The sequence below is a fragment of the Lentzea sokolovensis genome (assembly GCF_033949975.1).
Lineage (GTDB): Bacteria > Actinomycetota > Actinomycetes > Mycobacteriales > Pseudonocardiaceae > Lentzea > Lentzea sokolovensis.
Window position 1 is genome coordinate 538,020 of record NZ_JAXAVU010000010.1, and the last position, 20,331, is coordinate 558,350.

General features: G+C 69.1%; 14 protein-coding genes, 2 tRNA genes and 1 pseudogene. 10 read left to right on the forward strand and 7 right to left on the reverse strand.

Annotated features, from left to right (window positions below; all coding sequences use genetic code 11):
• The first annotated feature begins 1 nt into the window (after position 1).
• Entirely contained in the window at positions 2-409 is a 408-nt protein-coding gene (locus tag SK854_RS24535) for a YjbQ family protein (RefSeq protein ID WP_319977454.1), read from the forward strand.
• Here SK854_RS24535 and SK854_RS24540 read toward each other — a convergent pair.
• Positions 305-1,264: a YhgE/Pip domain-containing protein gene (locus tag SK854_RS24540; protein WP_319977455.1), complete on the reverse strand. Its 960-nt coding sequence runs from the start codon at positions 1,262-1,264 to the stop codon at positions 305-307. The two genes, SK854_RS24535 and SK854_RS24540, sit on opposite strands and share 105 nt — an antisense overlap.
• A 120-nt stretch (positions 1,265-1,384) precedes the next feature.
• Between SK854_RS24540 and SK854_RS24545 the strand changes: the two genes are divergently transcribed.
• On the forward strand, positions 1,385-2,347 hold the full coding sequence (locus SK854_RS24545; RefSeq protein WP_319977456.1) for a hypothetical protein: 963 nt from the start codon (positions 1,385-1,387) through the stop codon (positions 2,345-2,347).
• 9 nt (positions 2,348-2,356) lie between these two features.
• Here the strand turns inward: SK854_RS24545 and SK854_RS24550 are convergent, their stop codons facing one another.
• The gene (locus SK854_RS24550; RefSeq protein ID WP_319977457.1) at positions 2,357-5,344 is read right to left on the reverse strand and encodes an AfsR/SARP family transcriptional regulator; all 2,988 of its coding nucleotides are present in this window, start codon (positions 5,342-5,344) and stop codon (positions 2,357-2,359) included.
• Between the two features lie 744 nt (positions 5,345-6,088).
• Between SK854_RS24550 and SK854_RS24555 the strand changes: the two genes are divergently transcribed.
• Positions 6,089-6,397 carry a hypothetical protein gene (locus tag SK854_RS24555; protein ID WP_319977458.1) on the forward strand — a complete coding sequence of 103 codons (309 nt, stop codon included), beginning with the start codon at positions 6,089-6,091 and terminating at the stop codon, positions 6,395-6,397.
• A 40-nt stretch (positions 6,398-6,437) separates the two neighbouring features.
• Positions 6,438-8,984 carry a BTAD domain-containing putative transcriptional regulator gene (locus tag SK854_RS24560; RefSeq protein WP_319977459.1) on the forward strand — a complete coding sequence of 849 codons (2,547 nt, stop codon included), beginning with the start codon at positions 6,438-6,440 and terminating at the stop codon, positions 8,982-8,984.
• A gap of 77 nt (positions 8,985-9,061) precedes the next feature.
• On the opposite strand, the gene SK854_RS24565 is transcribed toward SK854_RS24560, so the two are convergent.
• On the reverse strand, positions 9,062-10,804 hold the full coding sequence (locus tag SK854_RS24565) for a proline--tRNA ligase (protein ID WP_319977460.1): 1,743 nt from the start codon (positions 10,802-10,804) through the stop codon (positions 9,062-9,064).
• A gap of 135 nt (positions 10,805-10,939) precedes the next feature.
• On the opposite strand from SK854_RS24565, the gene SK854_RS24570 reads away from it, so the two are divergent.
• Complete coding sequence (locus tag SK854_RS24570; RefSeq protein WP_319977461.1) at positions 10,940-11,299, forward strand: VOC family protein; 360 nt, start codon at positions 10,940-10,942, stop codon at positions 11,297-11,299.
• A 52-nt stretch (positions 11,300-11,351) separates the two neighbouring features.
• On the opposite strand, the gene SK854_RS24575 is transcribed toward SK854_RS24570, so the two are convergent.
• Positions 11,352-12,308 carry a GNAT family N-acetyltransferase gene (locus SK854_RS24575; RefSeq protein WP_319977462.1) on the reverse strand — a complete coding sequence of 319 codons (957 nt, stop codon included), beginning with the start codon at positions 12,306-12,308 and terminating at the stop codon, positions 11,352-11,354.
• Positions 12,309-12,394: 86 nt separating this feature from the next.
• Between SK854_RS24575 and SK854_RS24580 the strand changes: the two genes are divergently transcribed.
• Positions 12,395-13,150: an SAM-dependent methyltransferase gene (locus SK854_RS24580; RefSeq protein WP_319977463.1), complete on the forward strand. Its 756-nt coding sequence runs from the start codon at positions 12,395-12,397 to the stop codon at positions 13,148-13,150.
• Positions 13,151-13,212: 62 nt separating this feature from the next.
• Here SK854_RS24580 and SK854_RS24585 read toward each other — a convergent pair.
• The 3 genes from SK854_RS24585 to SK854_RS24595 form a co-directional block, all read right to left on the reverse strand.
• Positions 13,213-13,287: transfer RNA gene (locus tag SK854_RS24585), tRNA-Lys, on the reverse strand.
• An 8-nt stretch (positions 13,288-13,295) separates the two neighbouring features.
• Positions 13,296-13,368 (reverse strand) — tRNA-Gln (locus SK854_RS24590).
• A 16-nt stretch (positions 13,369-13,384) separates the two neighbouring features.
• Complete coding sequence (locus SK854_RS24595; RefSeq protein ID WP_319977464.1) at positions 13,385-14,719, reverse strand: hypothetical protein; 1,335 nt, start codon at positions 14,717-14,719, stop codon at positions 13,385-13,387.
• A 61-nt stretch (positions 14,720-14,780) separates the two neighbouring features.
• On the opposite strand from SK854_RS24595, the gene yaaA reads away from it, so the two are divergent.
• The 4 genes and pseudogenes from yaaA to SK854_RS24615 all read left to right on the forward strand — a co-directional run.
• Complete coding sequence (yaaA, locus tag SK854_RS24600; protein ID WP_319977465.1) at positions 14,781-15,509, forward strand: peroxide stress protein YaaA; 729 nt, start codon at positions 14,781-14,783, stop codon at positions 15,507-15,509.
• Positions 15,510-15,717: 208 nt separating this feature from the next.
• Positions 15,718-16,686 carry a serine protein kinase RIO gene (locus SK854_RS24605; RefSeq protein ID WP_406601832.1) on the forward strand — a complete coding sequence of 323 codons (969 nt, stop codon included), beginning with the start codon at positions 15,718-15,720 and terminating at the stop codon, positions 16,684-16,686.
• A 225-nt stretch (positions 16,687-16,911) separates the two neighbouring features.
• Positions 16,912-18,471 (forward strand): DEAD/DEAH box helicase, encoded by a 1,560-nt coding sequence (locus tag SK854_RS24610; protein WP_406601822.1) that lies wholly within the window; start codon positions 16,912-16,914, stop codon positions 18,469-18,471.
• 741 nt (positions 18,472-19,212) lie between these two features.
• A pseudogene (locus SK854_RS24615) lies at positions 19,213-20,316 on the forward strand (MFS transporter); the annotation flags it as partial.
• Positions 20,317-20,331 lie beyond the last annotated feature (15 nt).

Consider the following 20,331-nt stretch of genomic DNA (forward strand, 5'->3'; position numbering starts at 1 on the left):
CATGCGCAGCGAGGAGATCCAGATCCGCACCGGTGCCGACGAGGTCGTGCACGACCTGACCCGGGAATGCCAGCGGTTCCTCGACAGCGAGAACGGCGACGGCCTGCTGCACGTGTGGGTGCCCCACGCGACCGCGGGCGTCGCCATCATCGAGACGGGCGCGGGCAGCGACGACGACCTGCTGACCGCGCTGGAGCGCATCCTGCCCCGCGACGTGAAGTGGCGGCACCGGCACGGCACCCCTGGCCACGGCCGTGACCACGTGATGCCCGCGCTGGTGCCGCCCTACGCGACGATCCCGGTGCTAGGCGGTGTGCTGACGCTCGGCACGTGGCAGTCCGTCTGCCTCGTCGACACCAACGTCGACAACCCCGTCCGCACGGTCCGTCTGAGCTTTCTTGCCGGCTAGAAGCAGCACCAGCCCCGCTAGCGCGATCCCGCCGAACACCCACCACTCGGTGCTGACGGACCCGTCGTACATGAGGCTGCGCAGGCCTTCCGCCGAGAACCGGAACGGCGTCCACGACCACAGGACCGCCCGGTAGGCCGGGTTGAGCAGCTCCGGCACCTGTCCCGCGACAGCGGGGGCCATCAGGTAGAGCAGGCCGAGGACGGCCATCGCGCGGACGCCGAGGTGCTTGAACAGCCCCGCTTGCAGCAGTGCGAACGACACGGCGACGGCGAGCATGAACGCGAGCGCCTCGACGGTGAACGTGACGCCCCACCACGCCAGCAGGCCCGTGGTCGAGCCGGTGACCAGGACGGCCGCGGCCAGCGCCGACAGCCACCTCAGCTTTTCGCCCTTCAGCACCACGAACAGCAGTCCGGCGATCATCCCGCCGACCCAGAGCAGTGCCGACGCGGCGAGCGGCGCGGTGCGTTCGGCGGCCGTCGGTGTCTGCGCGTCGATCCTGACCGGCAGCCCGGCGCCTTGGGCGACGCCGGTCAGCACCTGCTGCGCGACCTGCGTGCCGGACGGGTTGACCGCGGGGTTGAGCCGGATCGTCGCCTGGCCGGGCACGATCTCCAGAACTCCGTAGACCTCCTTGTCCCGCAGGAGGTTCCGCGCCTCGTCCGCGGACACGACCCGGATGTCGACCTCGGCCGAGTCGGCCGCCCCCACCTTCTCCGCGATCGGCGGAGGCGCCACGACGGCGAGCGGAACGTCGTGCGGGTGCACGGTCGCCTGCACGCCGAAGGTCAGCAGGCCCAGGAGAAACGCCACCACCGCGCCTGCGACGGCGGTGACCAGCGCGGTGCGCATCATCTGCTCCTTAAAGTTCATCGTCCGTTGAATTTAACGGGCACGCTACGCCTCACGCGCTCCCGAAGTCAACGGGTGATGAATTAAGCCCCTGTCGGACCCACCAGGTACCGTTTGCCCGTGACTTACCCAGGTGGCGGCGGACAGGGCGGCTGGAACGACCAGCAGGGCTGGGGCCAGCAGCAACAGGGTGACCATCCCAGCGGTGGCTACCAGACCGGCGGCTACCCGCAGACCGGTGGTTTCCCGCAGCAGCCCCAGTTCCCGCAGCAAGGCCAGTTCCCGCAGCAGGGTTACGGCGGATACGGCGGGCTCGGCGTGTACGGGGGCTTCGACAACGAGCCGCCGAAGAACAAGAAGACGCTCTGGCTCGTGATGGGCGCAGTCGTCCTCGTCCTGCTCGTGGGCGGTGGCCTCACCTGGTTCCTGCTCACGCGCCCGGACAACACGACGGCGCAGCCCGACCCGTCCACCTCGAACAGCACCTCCGCGCAACCGACCGACACCGCGTGCCCGAAGAACGAGGGCCAGCAGTGCATCGAGACGGGGCTCGGCTACAACTACGTGGTCCCGAAGAACTGGGACGTCATCGCCGAGGTCAAGATCCCGGTCGAGGGGTTCGAGGGCGTCCAGCTGTCCGGCATCACCACCTACGGCGACTACACCTGCGAGGGCAAGCCGTTCACCAAGGGCACCAACGGCGGCACCCTGCTCCCGAAGAGCGACATCACCAAGGCGGCCACCGACTTCACCAAGGCCCTCGCCACGCAGTACTACTCGTCGGGCGGCGACCCCAAGGTGACGACCGCGGAACCCAAGCCGGTGAAGATCCAGCACACCCAGAAGGACGGCAAGAAGGTCGTCGTCGACGGCGTGCAGATCGACGCCACGATCACCCAAACCGGCAACAAGTGCCTGGCGAGCAAGGGCATGGTCAAGGTCGTGGTGCTCAACGGCAGCAACAAGCTGCACGTGCTGGCCGTGAACGGCGACCTGGAGGGCGGCGGAGGCGGCACCAACCCGCCGCTGCTCAAGGAGTCCGACCTGCAGAAGATGGTCGACTCGCTGACGCCGACGTCTTAGGGCACGGGCCTACCGCGCGCCGCCGTTGGACGTGACGGCGGCGGGCAGCGGGTTCTCGGCGGTGATCTTCTCCAGCACCGCCAGCGCCTTGCTCTCCCACAGCTCGAGCCGGAGCTCCTGGAACGTCATCATCGCCTGCTCCACGATCGCGATCGCGTGGAACGTCTCCCCGCGCTGCGACACGAGCTGGGCGAGGTCGAGCCGGATCCGCGCGGCCCCGACCCGGTCCAGGTTCTCCTCGCAGAGCCGGATCGCGCGCCGCAGCAGCCGTCCCGCCTCGGCGAACATGCGCATGCGGCCGTGAATCAGGCCGAGCGAATGCAGCGCGTAGCTCTCCCCCACGGTGTCGCCGGAGCGCTGCACCATGCCGAGCACCGACGTGATGAGCTGCTGCGCCTGCTCGTACCGGCCCTGCACCAGCATCGCGCTGCCGAGCCGGTACAGGACCTGGGCCTCGACGCGCGGGCTGGAGATCTCGCGGCACATGCCCAGGGCGCCGCGCAGCTGACCGACCGCCAGCTCGTGCTCGCCGCGGTCCAGCGACAACTGCGCGAGCTGCGACACCACGTAGGCCTGGCCGACGACGTCGCCGACGCGTTTGAAGCCCGTCAGCGACTGCTCGAAGATCCTCAGCGCGATCTCCGGACGGCCTTCGTTGTACTCCAGCAGGCCGAGGTTGCGGCGCACCAACGCCAGCCCGTGGGTGTCGTCGAGCTCCATGAAGAGCTCCAGAGCGGGTTCCAGCGCCGTGCGGGACGCTTCCATGCGGCGCTGGCTGTGGTGCAACGACCCGAGCGAGCACAGCAGGGCCGCGGTGCCGCGCTTGTTGCCCGCTCTCCGCACGGCGTCCAGGGCGCGTTCGTGGGTCTGCTGCCAGTCGTCGAGGTAGCTGCGGGTCTCGAACAACGTCACGAGCGTCGTCGCGAGGTCCCAGCACAGTTCGTCCAGGCCGGCGTCGGCGGCCTGGATGACGGCGGCGCAGATGTTCGGGCGTTCGCTTTCCAGCCAGCCCAACGGGTCCTGCAGCACCTGGTCGAGGTACGGGGCGCTGGGCTGCCAGCGCCGGCCGGTGCCGTGCAGCACGGTGAAGTCGCCGCCGTAGAGGCGTTGATGGGCTTGTTCGGCCATCGCGAGCCAGCCGCCGGCCACGCGTTCGACCGAGGCCAGTTGCGTGGCCGGGGCCTCGTGCACCACGAGCTGTTCCTTGGCGAACAGGCGGATCAGGTCGTGGAAGCGGTAGCGGGGCAGGCCGGTGATGTCACTGCCGACCACGTCCAGCAACTGGGCGTCGACCAGGCGCTCCAGCAGGTCGAAGCCGCGGTGGCGGTCGTCGTCGGTGAGCGCGGAGGCCGTCCAGACCGGCAGACTTTCCGCTTCCAGCAACGACATCAGCCGCATCACCCGGCACGTGTCGGGCTCCAGGCCGTCGTAGGTCAGCGACAGGCTGGCGCGCACGACCATGTCGCCGTGCACCAGTTCGTCGAGGCGGTGCCGTTCGTCGGCGAGGCGGCCGACCATCGAGGCGAGGCTCCAGTGCGTGCGTGCGGCGAGACGGGCGCCGATGATGCGCAACGCCAGTGGGAGCCCTCCCACGACGTCCACCAACGCGGCCGCGGCGACCGGTTCGCCCTGCAGGCGTTGCGTGCCGATGATGCGCCCCAACAACTCCAGCGCGTCGTCGGAGTCCATGAAGTCGACGTCGACCAAATGAGATCCGGCGAGACCGGTCAGCCGGGTGCGGCTCGTGACCACCACACCGCACGTGGGAGAGCCCGGAAGCAGTTGGTGCACCTGCGACTCACTGCCCGCGTCGTCCAGGACGACGAGCACGCGGCGGTTCGCGAGCATGCTGCGGTACATGTCCGCGCGCTCGTCCACGCCGTCGGGCAAGGTCGAGCCCACGGCGCCCAACGCGGACAGGAACCGGCCGAGCACCTCGGCTGGTGTGGCCGGTTTCGCCTGCGTACCGCGCAAGTCGCAGTACAGCTGGCCGTCCGGGTAGGTCTCGGCGGCGACGCGATGGGCCACGTGCACCGCGAGAGCGCTCTTACCGATGCCCGCCTTGCCCGAGATGTTCACCACCGGCATGGTCGTGTGGTCGCCCGCGAGAATGCTCTCGGCGCGCGCCACGACGTCCTGGCGGCCGATGAAGTCCGAGATGGTGGCCGGAAGCTGGTGCGGTGACACGACGTTCTGCACGGTGACCGGAACCGGCTTCTCCTGATCGAGGCGCAGCACCTCGTCGTCGGTCAGGATCGCGGTCTCGAGCTTGCGCAACTGGTCGCTCGGTTCGAGGCCCAGGTGTTCGATGAACAGATCGCGGCCGGCGCGGTAAACGTCGAGCGCCTCGGACTGCCGGCCGGAACGGTAGAGCGCGAGCATCAACTGGCCGCGCGGACGTTCTCGCAACGGGTGTTCCGTCACCATGCTCTGCAATTCACCGATGAGTGCGTGATGGCGGCCCAGCAACAACTCGATGTCGACGCAGTTCTCCAGCACCGACAGGCGTTTCTCGTCGAGGCGCAGCGCTTTGTTCTGCAACGTGGCACCGGCGCCACCGAGTGCGGGTCCGCGCCACAACGCCAAAGCCGCGCGCAACACCGTCGACGCGTCTTCCATGCGGCCCTGCCGGACGGCGGCGTCGGAGTCGGCCACGCGACGTTCGAAGAGGAAGGTGTCGATCTTGTCTGCGGCGACGCGCAGCAGGTAGCCGGGCTGGCGGGTCTCGATCTGGGCGTCGACGCCGACCCTCGCGAACTCCCGCCGGAGCGCGGACACGCAGATCTGGATCTGCGCCCGTGCGGTCGACGGCGGGGTGTGCTCCCAGACGAGGTCGATCAGCTGGTCCATGCTGACAACGCGATTGGCTTCGAGCAGCAATGCGCCCAGGATCGTCTGCTGACGTCCCGGCGGCACCTGCACCTGCTCCTCCGCTCCGATCACCTCGATCGGACCGAGCAGTTTGAAAATCAGTTCCTCATCAGGGGCGGAGCTCATGACGGACGACCCCTCGCGCCTTTATTTCCCGCAATGCCCCTGCACCTCACGCCCCGGTCGTTTTCACCATTACCGAATCACATTTGCCGAAGACGAGGAAAAGGCACTTCCAGGACGTCATCTCAAGATCGATTTAAGATGAAAATCCTTCGCATCTCGTGTTTGACCTCCGGTTGCATCAACTGCAGACGGCCACTCCGATGGGTGATGATCTCCGAAGTTAGCCTCGACGGGGAAAACTGTCAAGATCCTTCTTGTGCATGACTACACGATCCACCATAATGCGCTCGATCTCAATAGGCATCTCATTTGGAGATGATCAGATCTGGGACATCATGGCAGATCAACGAGTACGTGAACCCGAGAATTCATCGTTGTGGCGGCGGACTTCACGACGATCCTACGGCATGCCGCCAAGCAGCCTGAACGTCTCATCGGGACTACTCCGAGCGGCACAAGCCGTTCGTTCGGATCGCTAACCGCACCCAACCATTGCGGTACACCGCACCTAATTCTCCGGATAAGCGACCACCCTGCGTAGTAACAGCTGTGTGCTGACTGGCCGGTCAGCTATTGAAGCGTCTCAATTGGTTGTGCGAGCTCCGCCATCACGGCCGATTGATACGCGGTGGGTGCGCGATAGAGCGGCGATGGGCGGCACTTCTAACTTCGTTCTCAGACGCCGCTCGAAGGTGTCTGAAGCACAACTCGAGCCAAGGACAGACCAAGAAGAAAGAGGCCGACATGATCCGCAGGACGACCGCTGCCGCTCTGGTTCTCTCCGCCATCCCGGCGGCCCTGGCGATGACGCTCTTCGCCGGCACCGCACAGGCCGACGACGACACCCCGTGGGGCAAGGGCGCGGGCGGTGACACCCCCTGGAGCCAGATCGTCAACGACGGCGACACCCCCTGGGGCCAGATCATCAATGACGGCGACACCCCTTGGGGCACAGTCACTTCGGACGACACCCCGTGGGGACGGTCCATCACGCTGCCGACGCTTCCGGCCGACGGCGACACCCCGTGGGGCGACGACACTCCTTGGGGCTGATCCCCCTCCGTCCGGATAGTCACCCAAGGAGGCCAGAACCATGCGATTCCACCTGCTGGGCTCACTGGAAGTCCTCGACGACGACCTGCCCGTGCCGTTGGGCGGCGTCAAGCAGCGCGCGGCTCTGGGTTTCCTCCTGCTGCACGCCAACCGAGTGGTGGCGACGAGCAAGTTGCTTCAGGCGTTGTGGTCACGGGACGTCCCGCCCACGGCGCGCAAGATGCTCCAGAACGCCGTCTCAGGGCTGCGAGGCGTTCTCACTCCCCACGGCAGCAACCCCGAGGGGTCCGCACTGCTGCTGACCCACGCGCCGGGGTACCTGCTGCGCGTGGACCAGAACTCCCTCGACCTGTCGCGCTTCCAGCAGCTGACCGAACAGGGACGAGGTGAACTGTCCACCGGCAACTGGCCCGCCGCGGCGAAGGTGCTCCGCAAGGCACTGAGTTTGTGGCGCGGACCGGTGCTCGCGGATCTTGCGGAGACCGGCATCAACTGGCCGGAGCTGACCGCCATCAAAGACGGGCGGCTGGCGACGCAGGAGGACTGCTTCGAGGCAGAACTCGCCTGCGGAAGGCACTACGAGATCATCGGCGAGCTGGAGTCGCTGATCGAGGTGGAGCCGTATCGCGAACGACTCAACGGGCAGTTGATGCTCGCGCTGTACCGGTGTGGCCGGCAGGTGGACGCGCTGAGCGTCTACCGCCGTACCAGGGCGGCGCTGGTGGAGGAACTCGGTCTCGAACCGGGCCGCGAGCTCCAGGAACTGGAGCGCGCGATCCTCGACCACGCCCCCGTGCTGGACCTTCCGCCGTCGGTGCAGCGCAGGCACCTGCTCTCCGTCGGCCAAGCCTCTCCCGTGTCCGCTCCCGTCGTGATCACGCCACCTGCGGCGGAACCCGTCGCTCCGGTGACCGCGATGAACGTGATGACGGTGGAACGCAAGCTCGTCAGCGTTGTGATGGTGTCCGCCCAGCTCGGTCTCGCGGCCGGCGACGGTGACCCGGAGGACGTCGACGCGGTGCACCAGGAAGTCGCTTCCGTCGTCTCCGCCGAGGTCTCCCGCCTGGGCGGCGTCGTCGGCGGCAACGTCGGGTCCGTGTTCCTGGCCCTGTTCGGTGTGCCCAAGACCGCCGAGGACGACGCCGATCGTGCCGTGCGTGCGTCGTTGGCCATCCGTGACCGGTTGGCTGCCGTCGCGGACGTGCAGATCGGCGTGGCGACCGGCGACTCTCTCGTGCGTCTGCCTTCGGCTGGTGCGCCCACTGCCACGGGCGTGCTGCTCGACCAGTGCCGTCAGCTGATGGCGTTGTCTCCGCTGGGCGCCGTTCGTGCGTGCTCCGCGACGCGTGAGGCCGCCGGTTCCGTGACGTGGGAGGCCGATGGCGCGCCGACCGGAGGCTGGCAGGCGGTCTCGTGCGTGTCACCGCGTGGTGCGACCCGCCGTTCGCAGGCCGCCGTGCCGTTCGTGGAACGCGAACGGGAGTTGCTGGTACTGCAAGGGCTTCTCGACGAGGTCCGCACGCGCCGTCGCCCGCACTTCGTGACCGTGCTCGGAGAGGCGGGCGTGGGCAAGACACGGCTCGTCAACGAACTCACGTCTTCTTGTTCGACCGCATTGCGTGGAACCGCAACGGCTTTCGGCGACGACCACGGTTATGGGCCGCTGGCGGACGTCGTGAGCGGCTTCTCCTCCTTCGAGACCCTGCGGGCCGCACTCGCGTCGCTGGTCGGCGTCGGTGAGCTCGCGGACCGGCTGCACGGGAGCCTCGCCTGCCTGGCCGAACCCGGCCCCGGCGTGCGGGCCGACTTCCCGGCGTGGCGGCGGTTCCTGGAGGAGGTCGCGGAGTCCGATCCGCTGGTCGTCTTCCTGGAGGACGTGCACTGGGCGAACGACGTGGTGCTCGACTTCGTGGAGGAGCTGAGCGAGCACGCCGGTTCCGTGCCGTTGCTGGTGATCGCGACCGCGCGGCCGGAGCTGCTGCAGCGTCGGCCGTCGTGGTTCGGCGGCAAGCGCAACGCGACCACGATCAGCCTGGAGCCGTTGTCCCACAACGGAACGCGCAGCCTGATGAACTCGTTGCTGCACACTCGCGAGCTGTCGTCCGAACTGTGGCAGGCGCTCGTGACGTGCGTCGGCGGCAACCCGTTGTTCGCCACCGAGTACGCCCGCATGGTCGCCGACCCGCGCATGCCGTGCGTGCAGAACGACGCTTCGCTGCCGGTCCCGCCATCAGTGCGTGGAGTGCTGACCGCTCAGCTCGACTCGCTGCCGTTCGAGGTGAAGGCCGTCCTCCAGGACGCCGCTGTCGCGGGTGATCTGGTGTCGCCGGGAGCGGTGGCCGCGACCGGTCAGCGGGACGCTCTTGAGGTCGCCAAGGCGCTGGAACTGCTGGAACAGCGCGACTTCCTGCGCCGTCAGGGCCGCAACAGCGAGACGGGCGAGATCGAGTACGGGTTCCGGCACCTGCTGGTGCGCGACGTCGTGGCCGACCAGTTGCCGCGCGCCGAACGTGCGGTGAAGCGGGAACGGGCGCAGGCGTGGCTGGAGGAGCCGGCGCTGGACCTCACCGACCGCCGGGCGGGCTGACCGCTCCCCTGGTGAAACGCTGAACGCCGGGCCGCGCGCCCCACCCCCAGCGCGCTGCCCGGCGTTCAGTCCTCGCTTCAGCTGGTGACGACCTGCACCAGGTGGTCGACGGCCTCCGCGACCGGCACCTCGACGCGTTCGCCGGAGCGGCGGTCCTTGACCTCGACCGTGCCGTCCTTCAGGCCGCGGCCGATCACCAGGATCGTCGGGATGCCGACGAGCTCGGCGTCCGCGAACTTCACGCCGGGGCTCGCCTTGCGGTCGTCCAGCAGGACGTTGAGGCCCTTGGCGCTGAGCTGCTTCGCGAAGTCCTCACCGGCGTTCATCAGCGTCTCGTCCTTGCCGGCGACCACGACGTGGACGTCGGCGGGGGCGACGTTGCGGGGCCAGATCAGGCCGCGGTCGTCGTGCGACTGCTCCGCGATGACCGCGACGAGCCGCGAGACGCCGACGCCGTACGAGCCCATGGTGATGCGAACGGGCTTGGAGTCCGGGCCGAGGGCGTCGAGCGAGAACGCGTCCGCGTACTTGCGGCCGAGCTGGAAGATGTGGCCGATCTCGATGCCGCGCGCGGCGACCAGCACACCCTTGCCGTCCGGCGACGCGTCGCCCTCGCGGACCTCGGCGACGTCGATGACACCGTCGGGGGTGAAGTCGCGGCCCGCCACCAGGTCGACGACGTGGTGGTCGGCCTTGTCCGCGCCGGTGACCCAGGCGGTGCCCGTGACGACGCGGGGGTCGGCGAGGAAGCGGATGCCGTTGGCCTGGATGGCTCCCGGGCCGATGTAGCCCTTGACCAGGAACGAGTTCTTGGCGAAGTCGGCCGCCTCCAGCATCGCGACCTCGGCCGGTTCGAGGGCTGCCTCGAGGCGCTTGAAGTCGACCTCGCGATCACCGGGGACGGCGATCGCGAGCAGCTCCCAGTCCTTGCCGGGCTGCTTGACCTTCACGAGGACGTTCTTCAGCGTGTCCGCCGCGGTGAACTTGCGGTCGGTGTTCGCGTTGAGGAAGTCCACCAGCGTCTCGATGGTGGGCGTGTTCGGCGTGTGGTGCACCTGCGCCGCGGGCTTGTCGTCGATCGACTGCGCGGGGGGCACGGGCGTCGCGACGGCCTCGACGTTCGCCGCGTAACCGGACTCGGTGCTGCGCACGAACGTGTCCTCGCCCGTCTCGGCGACGGCGAGGAACTCCTCGGACGCCGAGCCGCCCATCGCGCCGGACGTGGCGGAGACGATCACGTACTCCAGGCCGAGCCGGTCGAAGATGCGGATGTAGGCGTCGCGGTGGTCCTTGTACGACTGGCTCAGGCCCTCGTCGGTGAGGTCGAACGAGTACGAGTCCTTCATCAGGAACTCGCGGCCGCGCAGGATGCCCGCACGGGGACGCGCCTCGTCGCGGTACTTGGTCTGGATCTGGTACAGCGTGACGGGGTAGTCCTTGTAGGAGCTGTACTCACCCTTCACGGTGAGGGTGAACATCTCCTCGTGCGTGGGGCCGAGGAGGTAGTCGGCGCCCTTGCGGTCCTTCAGGCGGAACAGGTTGGGGCCGTACTCCTCCCACCGGTTCGTCGCCTCGTAGGGCTCCTTGGGCAGCAGCGCGGGGAACTGGATCTCCTGCGCGCCGAAGGCGTCCATCTCCTCGCGGACGACGGCCTCGATGTTGCGCAGGACCTTGAGGCCCAGCGGCAGCCAGGTGTACCCGCCCGGTGCGACGCGGCGGACGTAGCCGGCGCGCACCAGCAGCTTGTGGCTGGGCACTTCGGCGTCCGCCGGATCCTCGCGAAGGGTGCGCAGGAACAGCGACGACATCCTGGTGATCACGGTGGGTACTCCTCGTTCACGGGCAGTTGAAACAGCGTACTGGTTGGACGTTCGCCGAAATCGCGCGCGGTGCTTCGGTTGGGCTCTGACCTGCGGCGACAGGAATTGTCAGACCTCCTGGGTAGCGTCCGTCCCATGCCTCTGACCATCGACATGATCACCATCGACACGGGCGACGCGCGCAAGCTCGCGGAGTTCTGGACGGCCGCTCTGGGCACCACGATCCAGAACGACTGGGGTGAGTTCATCGTGCTCGCGCCGAACACGGAGTCCGGTCCCGCGCTCGGCATCCAGCAGGTGCCGGACGCGACGCCGGGCAAGAACAGAGTCCACTTCGACTCGCACGTGCCGGACCGCTTGGCGGAGGTCGCCCGCCTCGTCGCGCTCGGCGCCACGGAGATCGCGGTGCACAGCGTTCCCGGTCTCGTCTGGACCGTGCTCGCCGACCCGGACGGCAACGAGTTCTGCGTCGGCCAGGGCGGCGAAGAGCTCTAGTGGCTCGGTCCGTTGGCGGTCGAATTCGCTCGCCGACGGGCCGGGTCCACCGTTAGAGCGCCACCGGCAGCCCGTAGTCGATCCAGGTCCGCGCCACCTCGAACCCGGCGCGCTCGTACACGCCGAGCGCACGGGTCGAGTTGGCCGAGTCCACGGAGAGCCCGGCGCGGTGGTAGCCCTGCGTCCTGCCCTGAGCCAGCGTGCGGCTCAGCAGGGCCGCGGCCACACCACGCCCGCGATGCTCCTCCAGGGTGCCGACGTCCCCGATCCACAACTCGCGGACGCCCGTCATCTCCTCGACGACCGGGTAGTGCCGTGCGAGCACGAACCCGACCACGGCGCCTTGGAAGAGCGCCAGAAAGGAGGACTCCGGAACGAACCTCAAGCTGTCGGTGAACGACGCCGCCCATTCCTCCGGGCTGCGCTCGACCGACCCCCAGTGCTGGGCGAAGGCCGCGTTGCAGACCAGGCGGACCTCTTCGTCACGAGCCGCGGAGAACGGCACGATCTCGTAGCCGGACGGGATCGGGACCTGGGCGAGTGACTCGCCCAGTGCCACCTCCAGCTCGTAGAAGTAGCGGTCGGCGCCGAAGCCGAGCTTCTCGACCAGCGCGACGTGTCCCTCGGCACGGCTCTCGACCATGGTGCACACGGCGAGCGGCAGGTCCGGGTGTCGTGCGAGGTGGAGGTCGTGCGCCAGAGTGGCGAGGCGTGGCAGCAGTTGCCGCCCGATGCCCTCGCGCCGGAACTCGGGGTGGACCGCTCCGTCGAGCCGGACGCGGTGCGTTCCCACGGGGTTGTCGCGCAACGCGACCAGCCCGTAGGCCGCAAGCCTTCCGTCCACGAGCACTGCCAGCGACCCACCGGGCAGGTCGGCCTTGCCGAACGACTCGGCGAAGTCCTCTTCGGACAACAGTTCGCCGGTGTCGTCGACCGCCTCGGCCGCGTTGTAGAGCGCGGCCACCGCCGGGATGTCCGCTGTCGTGAGCGGGCGCCACACGAGTTCCACGTCGAATGACGCTACGGGGAGGGGATACCGCCAACAACCGAATAACGCGTTGCCCGCGATGAGCCACCAGGGCCATCCTGCGAGCGATGACGCCACCAGAGATCGCACCGCTGCACGAGGACCTGACGTTCCACGGGCCATTGTCCGAACAACGAGCAGCTCGCCTCATCCGCTCACTCCTGCCGCTGGACAACGCCCACGTGCTGGACGTCGGCTGCGGCTGGGCGGAGTTCCTCCTGCGGACCTTGGAAGCCGCGCCCACAGCCACCGGTACCGGCGTCGACCTGAACGCCGCGGACATCGCGCACGGCCAGGCCAACGCCGAGGCCAGAGGCCTGACCGACCGCGTCAGTCTGCAGGTGGCGGATGTCGCTCAATGGCGACCGGACCGGCCGGCCGACGTCGTGATCGTCAACGGCGCCAGCCAGGTGTGGGGCGGAGACCCGTTGCAGCACACGGCGAATGCGCTCACAGAGGCGAAGCAGTTGCTGCGCACGGGCGGCAGGCTCCTGCTGGGCGAGGGTTTCTGGGAACGCGAGCCCACCGAGGACCAGCTGGCGGCGATGCCGGTGCCACGCGACCAGTACGGCTCGGTGGCCGACCTGGTGGACCTCGCGCACGATCACGGCTACCGCATGCTCGCGGTGGAACAGGCGAGCCTCGACGAGTGGGACGTGTTCGAGAACGGGCACGGCCTCGCCTGGGAACGCTGGCTGCGGGACAACCCGGACTCCGAGCACGCACCGGAGATCAGGGCGAAGGCCGACACCGCCCGCGGCTACCGGCTGCGGGGGTGGCGCGGCACGCTCGGCCTGGCCTACCTGACGCTCCAGGCGCCTTAGACCGTGTCCGGTGAACCTCGTCCGCGACAGTCACGGACGAGGCCGGCGCGCCGCACCTCCGCTGGGGAACACGGCCGGGCTCGAACCGGCGTCCCTCCGGATCAAGAGCCGGAGCTCTACCACTGAGCTACGTGTTCCAAGGGCGTTCGGCGGACCGGGCTCGAACCGGCGTCCACCCGGTCCCAGAGCCGGGCGCTCTACCACTGAGCTACCACCGAACGCGCTACAGCCTGCTCAGCTTGGAAGGTTCTGTCCACCGAATACCTCGGTGCGCAGCGGCTTTCCGCTGAACGCGTGCGCACGCCGCAAAGCCATGGCCCACAACGGATCCGACACGGCAACGCCGTGCACGAGTTCCGGGGTCGGCCGGAAGCGCGCGATCAGGCCGTGCTTGCGAGGCGCGGTCCAGCCGGCGCGCTCGGGGTCCACGCCGTGCGAGCGGCACGCGGCTTCGACGTCGGCACGGGTGCACGTCACGGTGCCGTCGAGCACCTCCCACGGCAACGGCAGGGAGGCCCACACGGCGGTGTCCGGGTGCAGGCCGCCGCCTGACTGCCGGTGCCACCAGGCCAGGTCGGCCGCCATCACGCGCATCGTCTTGCCCGGCCAGGCGTCGTCGAGCAACGACGTGAGCCCCGCGGCGTGCAGGCAGGCGATCCACGCCGTGCGGGCGGCGTTGCAGGCACCCGCGAAGGCGTTCCAGGTCGACGAGTCGACGCCCGAGCGCACGATCATGGTGGCGCGGTCCACGTCGGACGTGCGCCACAGCTCGCCGAGCCCCGAGGCGATGGACCTGGTCGCCGCGGACCACCGGCCGAGCAGCTCACCGAGCTGCTCGGCGGACAGGTGCCGCAGCACGTCCCACACCGGGTGCGCGAGGGCGATCATCGCCCAGTCCGTGCCGGAAGAGGCCCGGCAGCGCGCGAACAGCACGTCGGCGACCTGGTCGAACGGGTTCTCGCGGCCGGCGAGGCTGAACTCGCGGCGCAGCTTGCGGCGGGCCGTGAAGTACGCGACGAAGCAGGCCGCGCCGGGGTCCGCACGGAAGCGGTCGTGGTCGATCGCACCCACGAACCCCGCCGCCGCGAGCAGCGTCGCACGGTGCAGTTCCCGGGTGCGCCCCAGCCGTCCTGCCTTCGCGGACAACCTGCGCAGCATGCGGAAACGGCGGTTGTACTGCCGCTTGGACAGGTCGATGCCGGCTGACGCGCGGGCATCGCGGTTCAGCCGGTCCGCCAGGAAGTCCGCGTGCTCGGGGTCGAAGCCGATGCCGGCACCCGCCAGCGCCGCGAACTCCAGCACCGACAGCGGGTCCTCGACGTCGACCTCGACGTCCACACCGAACAGGCGGCGGGTGGCGGCGACCTGGCGTGCGGCACCGACCGGGCGGGCGTAGTCGTCGCTCATCCCGGAAAACCCGTGCCGGCGGGAGGCGTGCGCCGCGACGCCGTTGATCACCCCGCGCTCGCGCCGCGTCAGTTTCGGGAGCGCCTCCAGCACGAGGACGGCCACGTCCTCCGGGCGCGGCCGGGCGTCGAGCGAGCGGTACAGGCGGTCGAGTGCGTCCACGCCTTCCAGATCACCACGCCCTGTCCAGCTGTTTTCCGGCTTTGCCCTACCCTTTTCAACCGTGCTGGTGCTGCTTCCCCCGTCGGAGACCAAGGCGATCGGCGGCGAGGGCGCGCCGCTCGACCTCGACGCGCTGTCGTTCCCCGAGCTCAACCCGGTGCGCGACAAGCTGGTGTCCGCGCTGGCCGATCTCGCGAAGGACGTCCCGGCGAGCCTCAAAGCGCTCGACATCTCGGAACGCCAGGTCGACGAGGTGCATCGCAACGCGGCGCTGCGCACGTCGGAGACCACGCCCGCGCTGTTGCGCTACACCGGCGTGCTCTACGACAACCTGGACTTCCCGTCGCTGAAGAAGGCCGCGAAGGAACGCGCCTACCAGCGGCTCGCGGTCGCGTCGGCGCTGTTCGGGGCCGTTCGCGGCGGCGATCCCGTGCCCGCGTACCGGTTGTCCGGCGGCAGCACGCTGCCCGACCACGGCAGCCTGCGGACGCTGTGGAAGCCCGCGCTGGAGCCGTTGTTCTCCGACACCGGCGAGTTCGTCGTCGACCTGCGTTCCGGTGCGTACTCCAGCCTGGCGCGGATCCCACACGCCGTCGTCGTCCGGGTGATCACGAGCGAGGGCAAGGTCGTGAGCCACTTCAACAAGGCGCACAAGGGGTTGCTCGCGCGCGCCATCGCGACGTCCAGCACGGAGCCGGGCGACCTGAAAGGCCTGGTCAGACTCGCACAGAAGGCCGGGCTGACGATGGTGCCGACGGGTGAGAAGACGGCGGACCTGATCACCGGTTAATTCGGTTGCGGGCGCCGGACCCGCAGGGCAAGCTTCCCTCCGAAGCGTGACAACGGAGCTGGATCGAGGAGGTGCGTGATGTCAGAGCCTGTCTTTGGACGTGGCACCGCGTTCGCGACCCGTCCAGCCGCCTCTCGCGCCTGATCAGCACCGTTTGATCGCAGAGCGCCAGTGGGGCGGTCACCTTCATCCTTTGGGAGACCCCACCGTGCGCGAGCACGATCTTTTCGAACGTTACGAATCTGCTTTCGATGGCGCCGACGACACCATGCGGCGCAAGGGAAAGCGCACCAACCGGATCGCCGACGACGCGGGACCGACGCGTCGCGGCCGGATGACCGAGGAAGAGAAGCTGCGGGTCTCGCGACTGCGCGAGGACCAGCTCAGCACCGCGGACACCCCCGAGGACGGCGACCGCTGGTCCACGTGGGGCGACGCCGACCAGGGCCCGAAACCGCACCCCGACTGGCTCATCACGGAACTGGCCGCGGTCGACCGCGAACTGGGCATCGTGAAGACCGGCAAGGAGGCGGACGTCTTCCTGCTGGAACGCGCCATCGGCGACAGGTCGACCCTGCTCGCCGCGAAGCGCTACCGCAGCAACGACCACCGGATGTTCCACCGCGACGCGGGGTACCTCGAAGGTCGTCGCATGAAGAAGTCCCGTGAGACGCGGGCGATCGCGAACCGCACCGCGTTCGGGCGCAACCTGATCGCGGAGCAGTGGGCGGTCGCGGAGTTCGCCGCGCTCTCCCGGCTGTGGCAGATCGGCGCGGCCGTGCCGTATCCGGTGCAGCGCAGCGGTACCGAGCTGCTGCTGGAGTTCATCGGGGACGCCGACGGCACCGCGGCGCCGCGGCTCGCGCAGGCCCGTCCCGACGAGGACGAACTGCTCGACCTGTGGCGCCAGCTGGTCGCGACGCTGATGACGCTCGCCGAGGCGGGCATCACGCACGGCGACCTCTCGGCGTACAACCTGATGGTCCACGAGGGCAGGCTGATCATGATCGACCTGCCGCAGGTGGTCGACCTGGTCGCGAACCCCCGCGGTCCGGAATTCCTCGACCGCGACGTCCGCAACATCTGCGGCTGGTTCGCCTCGCGCGGCCTGCCGCACGAGATCGGCGACCCGTCCGCGCTGGTGACGACGCTGCTGGACGTGGCGGGCATGTCCTGACCGACGTTGCGCGCCCGGCCGTGTCCAACGACACTGCCGGGCGCGCAAGGCTTCGCGATAGATCAGCTAGACTGTGCTGTACACCGATGCAGGCTTGACGGCCGTTGACCGGTGTTTCCACCCACTCATCAGCGGCGTGACCATCACGCCGGGCCCGTCCTTGTGATCGGCACCGCGGTAGCACGCGGGGCAGCCTCGAGACGTGCCATGTCCCGGAGGTTTGTTTTGCCATCAATGTCCGAAGGCCGTTCCGAGCGTGGACAAAGCCGCAGGTCACCGCGGCGCCGTTCGGGTCGCCAGGGCAACTCCTCGCGTCCGCAGCAGCGGGTCGAGGAACCGATCGTCGCCGAGGTCTTCGAGAGCACGCTGCCGGAAGGCCCGCTGCCCTCGTTCGCTGAACTCGGCTTGGCAGACGCGCTGATCAAGTCGCTCGTCGCCAACGAAATCACGGAGCCGTTCCCGATCCAGGCGGCCACCCTTCCCGACGCCATGGCCGGCCGCGACATCCTCGGCCGTGGCCAGACCGGCTCCGGCAAGACGCTGGCGTTCGGCCTCGCGATGCTCACCCGCCTCGCGACCGGCCGCTCACAGCCGAACAAGCCGCGCGGCCTGATCCTCGTCCCGACCCGCGAGCTCGCGATGCAGGTGGAGACGGCGCTCACGCCGCACGCCCGCTCGTTGGGCCTGTGGTGCCGCGTCATCGTCGGCGGCACGTCGTTCCCGCGCCAGATCGAACACCTGCGCCGCGGCGTCGACCTGCTGATCGCCACGCCGGGCCGGCTGTCCGACCACGTCCGCCAGGGCACGTGCGACCTCGGCTCCGTCGAGATCACCGCGCTGGACGAGGCCGACCAGATGGCCGACATGGGGTTCATGCCCCAGGTCCGCGCGATCCTCGACCTGACCCCGCAGGACGGGCAGCGCCTGCTGTTCTCCGCGACGCTCGACGGCGACGTGGACAAGCTGGTCCGCCAGTACCTGCACTCCCCGGTGACGCACTCGGTGGCCCCGGCCACCGCCAGCGTCACGACCATGGAGCACCACCTGCTGTTCGTGTCCGCTGAGGACAAGCAGAACGTGGTGAACGAGGTGGCCGCGCGCGAGGGCCGCACGATCATGTTCGTGCGCACCAAGCACCACGTGGACCGCCTGGCCAAGAAGCTGCGTTCGATGGGCGTCAACGCCGGCGCGCTGCACGGCGGCAAGGCGCAGAGCGCGCGCACCCGCGTGCTCGGCGACTTCCGCGACGGCACCATGCCGGTCCTGATCGCCACGGACGTCGCCGCGCGCGGCATCCACGTCGACGACGTCTCACTGGTCGTCCACGTGGACCCGCCGGCCGACCCGAAGGACTACCTGCACCGCGCAGGCCGTACGGCCCGCGCAGGTCAGTCCGGCACGGTCGTCACCCTGGTCACGCACGACCAGCGCCGCGCAGTCCAGGGCATGGCCGCACGCGCGGGCATCCGTCCGGAGAGCACGAAGGTGCGCCCCGGCGACGACGACCTGGTCCGCATCACCGGCGCCCGCATCCCGAGCGGCGAGCCGATCATCGAACGCGAGAAGCCGGCCCGCCGCAGCGGCGGCTCCGGCGGTCGTCGCTTCGGCGCTCCCGCCGCGGCCGGCAGCGGTGGCGGTGGCTACCGCGGCGGCTCCGGCCGGCGCACCGAGGGTGGCGAGTTCCGCGGTGGACCGCGCCGTTCGGAGCGTTCCGAGGGTGGCCGCACGTTCGGGCGAACCGAGCGCGGCGCGGGTCGTCCGCGCCGGGCAGCGCCGCAGCACTGAGCTTGATCTGATCGACGGTTGAGGCCGCTTCCCCGCTTCGGGGAGGCGGCCTTCGCCGTGTGCGGGGTTCGGTGGCCTTCTCTCGCTGGGAGGTCTGTCTTTGCCGCGCGAGGCGTCTCCTGGCATTGCGGAGACGGTGTTGGGCGTACGTGCGCTGGCACTCGCCTACGACAGCTGATCGCCTTTGCCGTGCACGGCTGCCACGCCGCGTCGAGCACCGTCGGTATGAGCGGGCCACGCCACCTCGCCTACGACAGCCGGTCGCCCTTGCCATGCACGGCCGCCACCCCACGTCAGGCACCCTCGGCATGAGGGAACCACGCCACTCGTCTACGACAGCTGATCGCCCTTGCCATGCACGGCCCCCACCCCACGTCGAGCACCCTCGGCATGAGCGAGCCACGCCACCTCGCCTACGACAGCCGATCACCCTTGCCGTGCACGGCCACCACCCCACGCCGAACACCCTCGGCATGAGCGAACCACGCCACCTCCCCACTTCGGACAGACGACCTTGCCGTGTGCGAGCCAGGCCGCTTCCGTCTCGCGGAAACCGCCTTCGCCACTCTCCGCCTTGAAGCGGGGGACCTCGCCGTTCACCCGGCGAGTTGTCCACAGATCGGTGAGCGGTGGGTTGACACGCCCGAATCGTCGTTAGGTTGGGTGGAGGTAGGTGGTCAGCCCCCTGGGTGGGCGGGGCCTGAGCTGCGGGCGTTTTCGGCGCGGCACGTAAGGTGCGGCATGGGGCGGAACTGGTACCTGCTGTGGAGCGGCAGCGCCATCTCGGCGTTGGGGGACGGCATCTTCCTGGCGGCGCTTCCGCTGCTCGCCACCACGCTCACCCAGGACCCGAAGCTGATCGCCGGCGTCAGTTTCTTCGGCACGCTCCCCTGGCTGCTGGTCTCGCTCTCGGCGGGAGCGGCCGCGGATCGGTTCGACGGACGGCGCCTTCTCCTCACGGCCCTGTGGGTCCAGTGTGCGCTCATGGCCCTGCTCGCGGTTCTCCACAGCACGCACATCGCATTCCTGTACGGCATGGCGTTTCTGATCGGCACCGCCGAGACCGTGCCGAGGGCGGTCGGGCAGCCGCTCATCAAGGCCACCGTGGAGAACCATCTGCTGGAGCGGGCGAACGGGCGGCTGTTCGCGTCGCAGGCGGTGGCGTTGCAGTTCGTGGGGCCGCCACTGGGTGGGTTGTTGTTCGCGATCGCCGTTCCCGCGCCGTTCTGGGTCAACGCGCTGACGTTCGCCATCGCGGCGGCGCTGGTCACCAGGATGCGCACCGAACGCAAAGAGCCGGCGGCCAGGCCGAAAGCCAGGGAAGGCATGCGATGGCTGTTGCGGCACAAGGCACTCCGAACCATCACGGTCGTGTCGGCGACGACGAACCTGTGCATCGCGATGACGATGGCGACGCTGGTGTTGTTCGCCCAGCAGAGGCTCGGGCTGACCAACGCCGGGTTCGGGGCGTTCCTGGCCACTCTCGCGTGTGGTGGGGTCGCGGGCGGGTTGCTCGCTGAACGACTGCTTGCCAGGTATCGCGGCATGGTTGCGGCGACCGTGGTGTTGATTCCGTTGATGTGGCTGGGAATCGCGACGGTCGCCCACGATCTGCTCACGGTGGCGGCGTTCGCGGTCGTGAGTTCGTTCTGCACGGCCGTGTGGGGTGTGGCGACCGCAGCCTTCAGACAGCGCGCGGTGCCCACGGAACTGCTGGGGCGCGTCAGCAGCGCGCAGACCCTGATCACCTGGGGTGTTCAGCCTGTCGGCGCGCTGCTGGGCGGGCTCACAGCGGACTACTTCGGGCTGTTGGCTCCGTGGTACGTGGCCGTCGCCTTGCGCACCGCGGTGGGGTTGTTC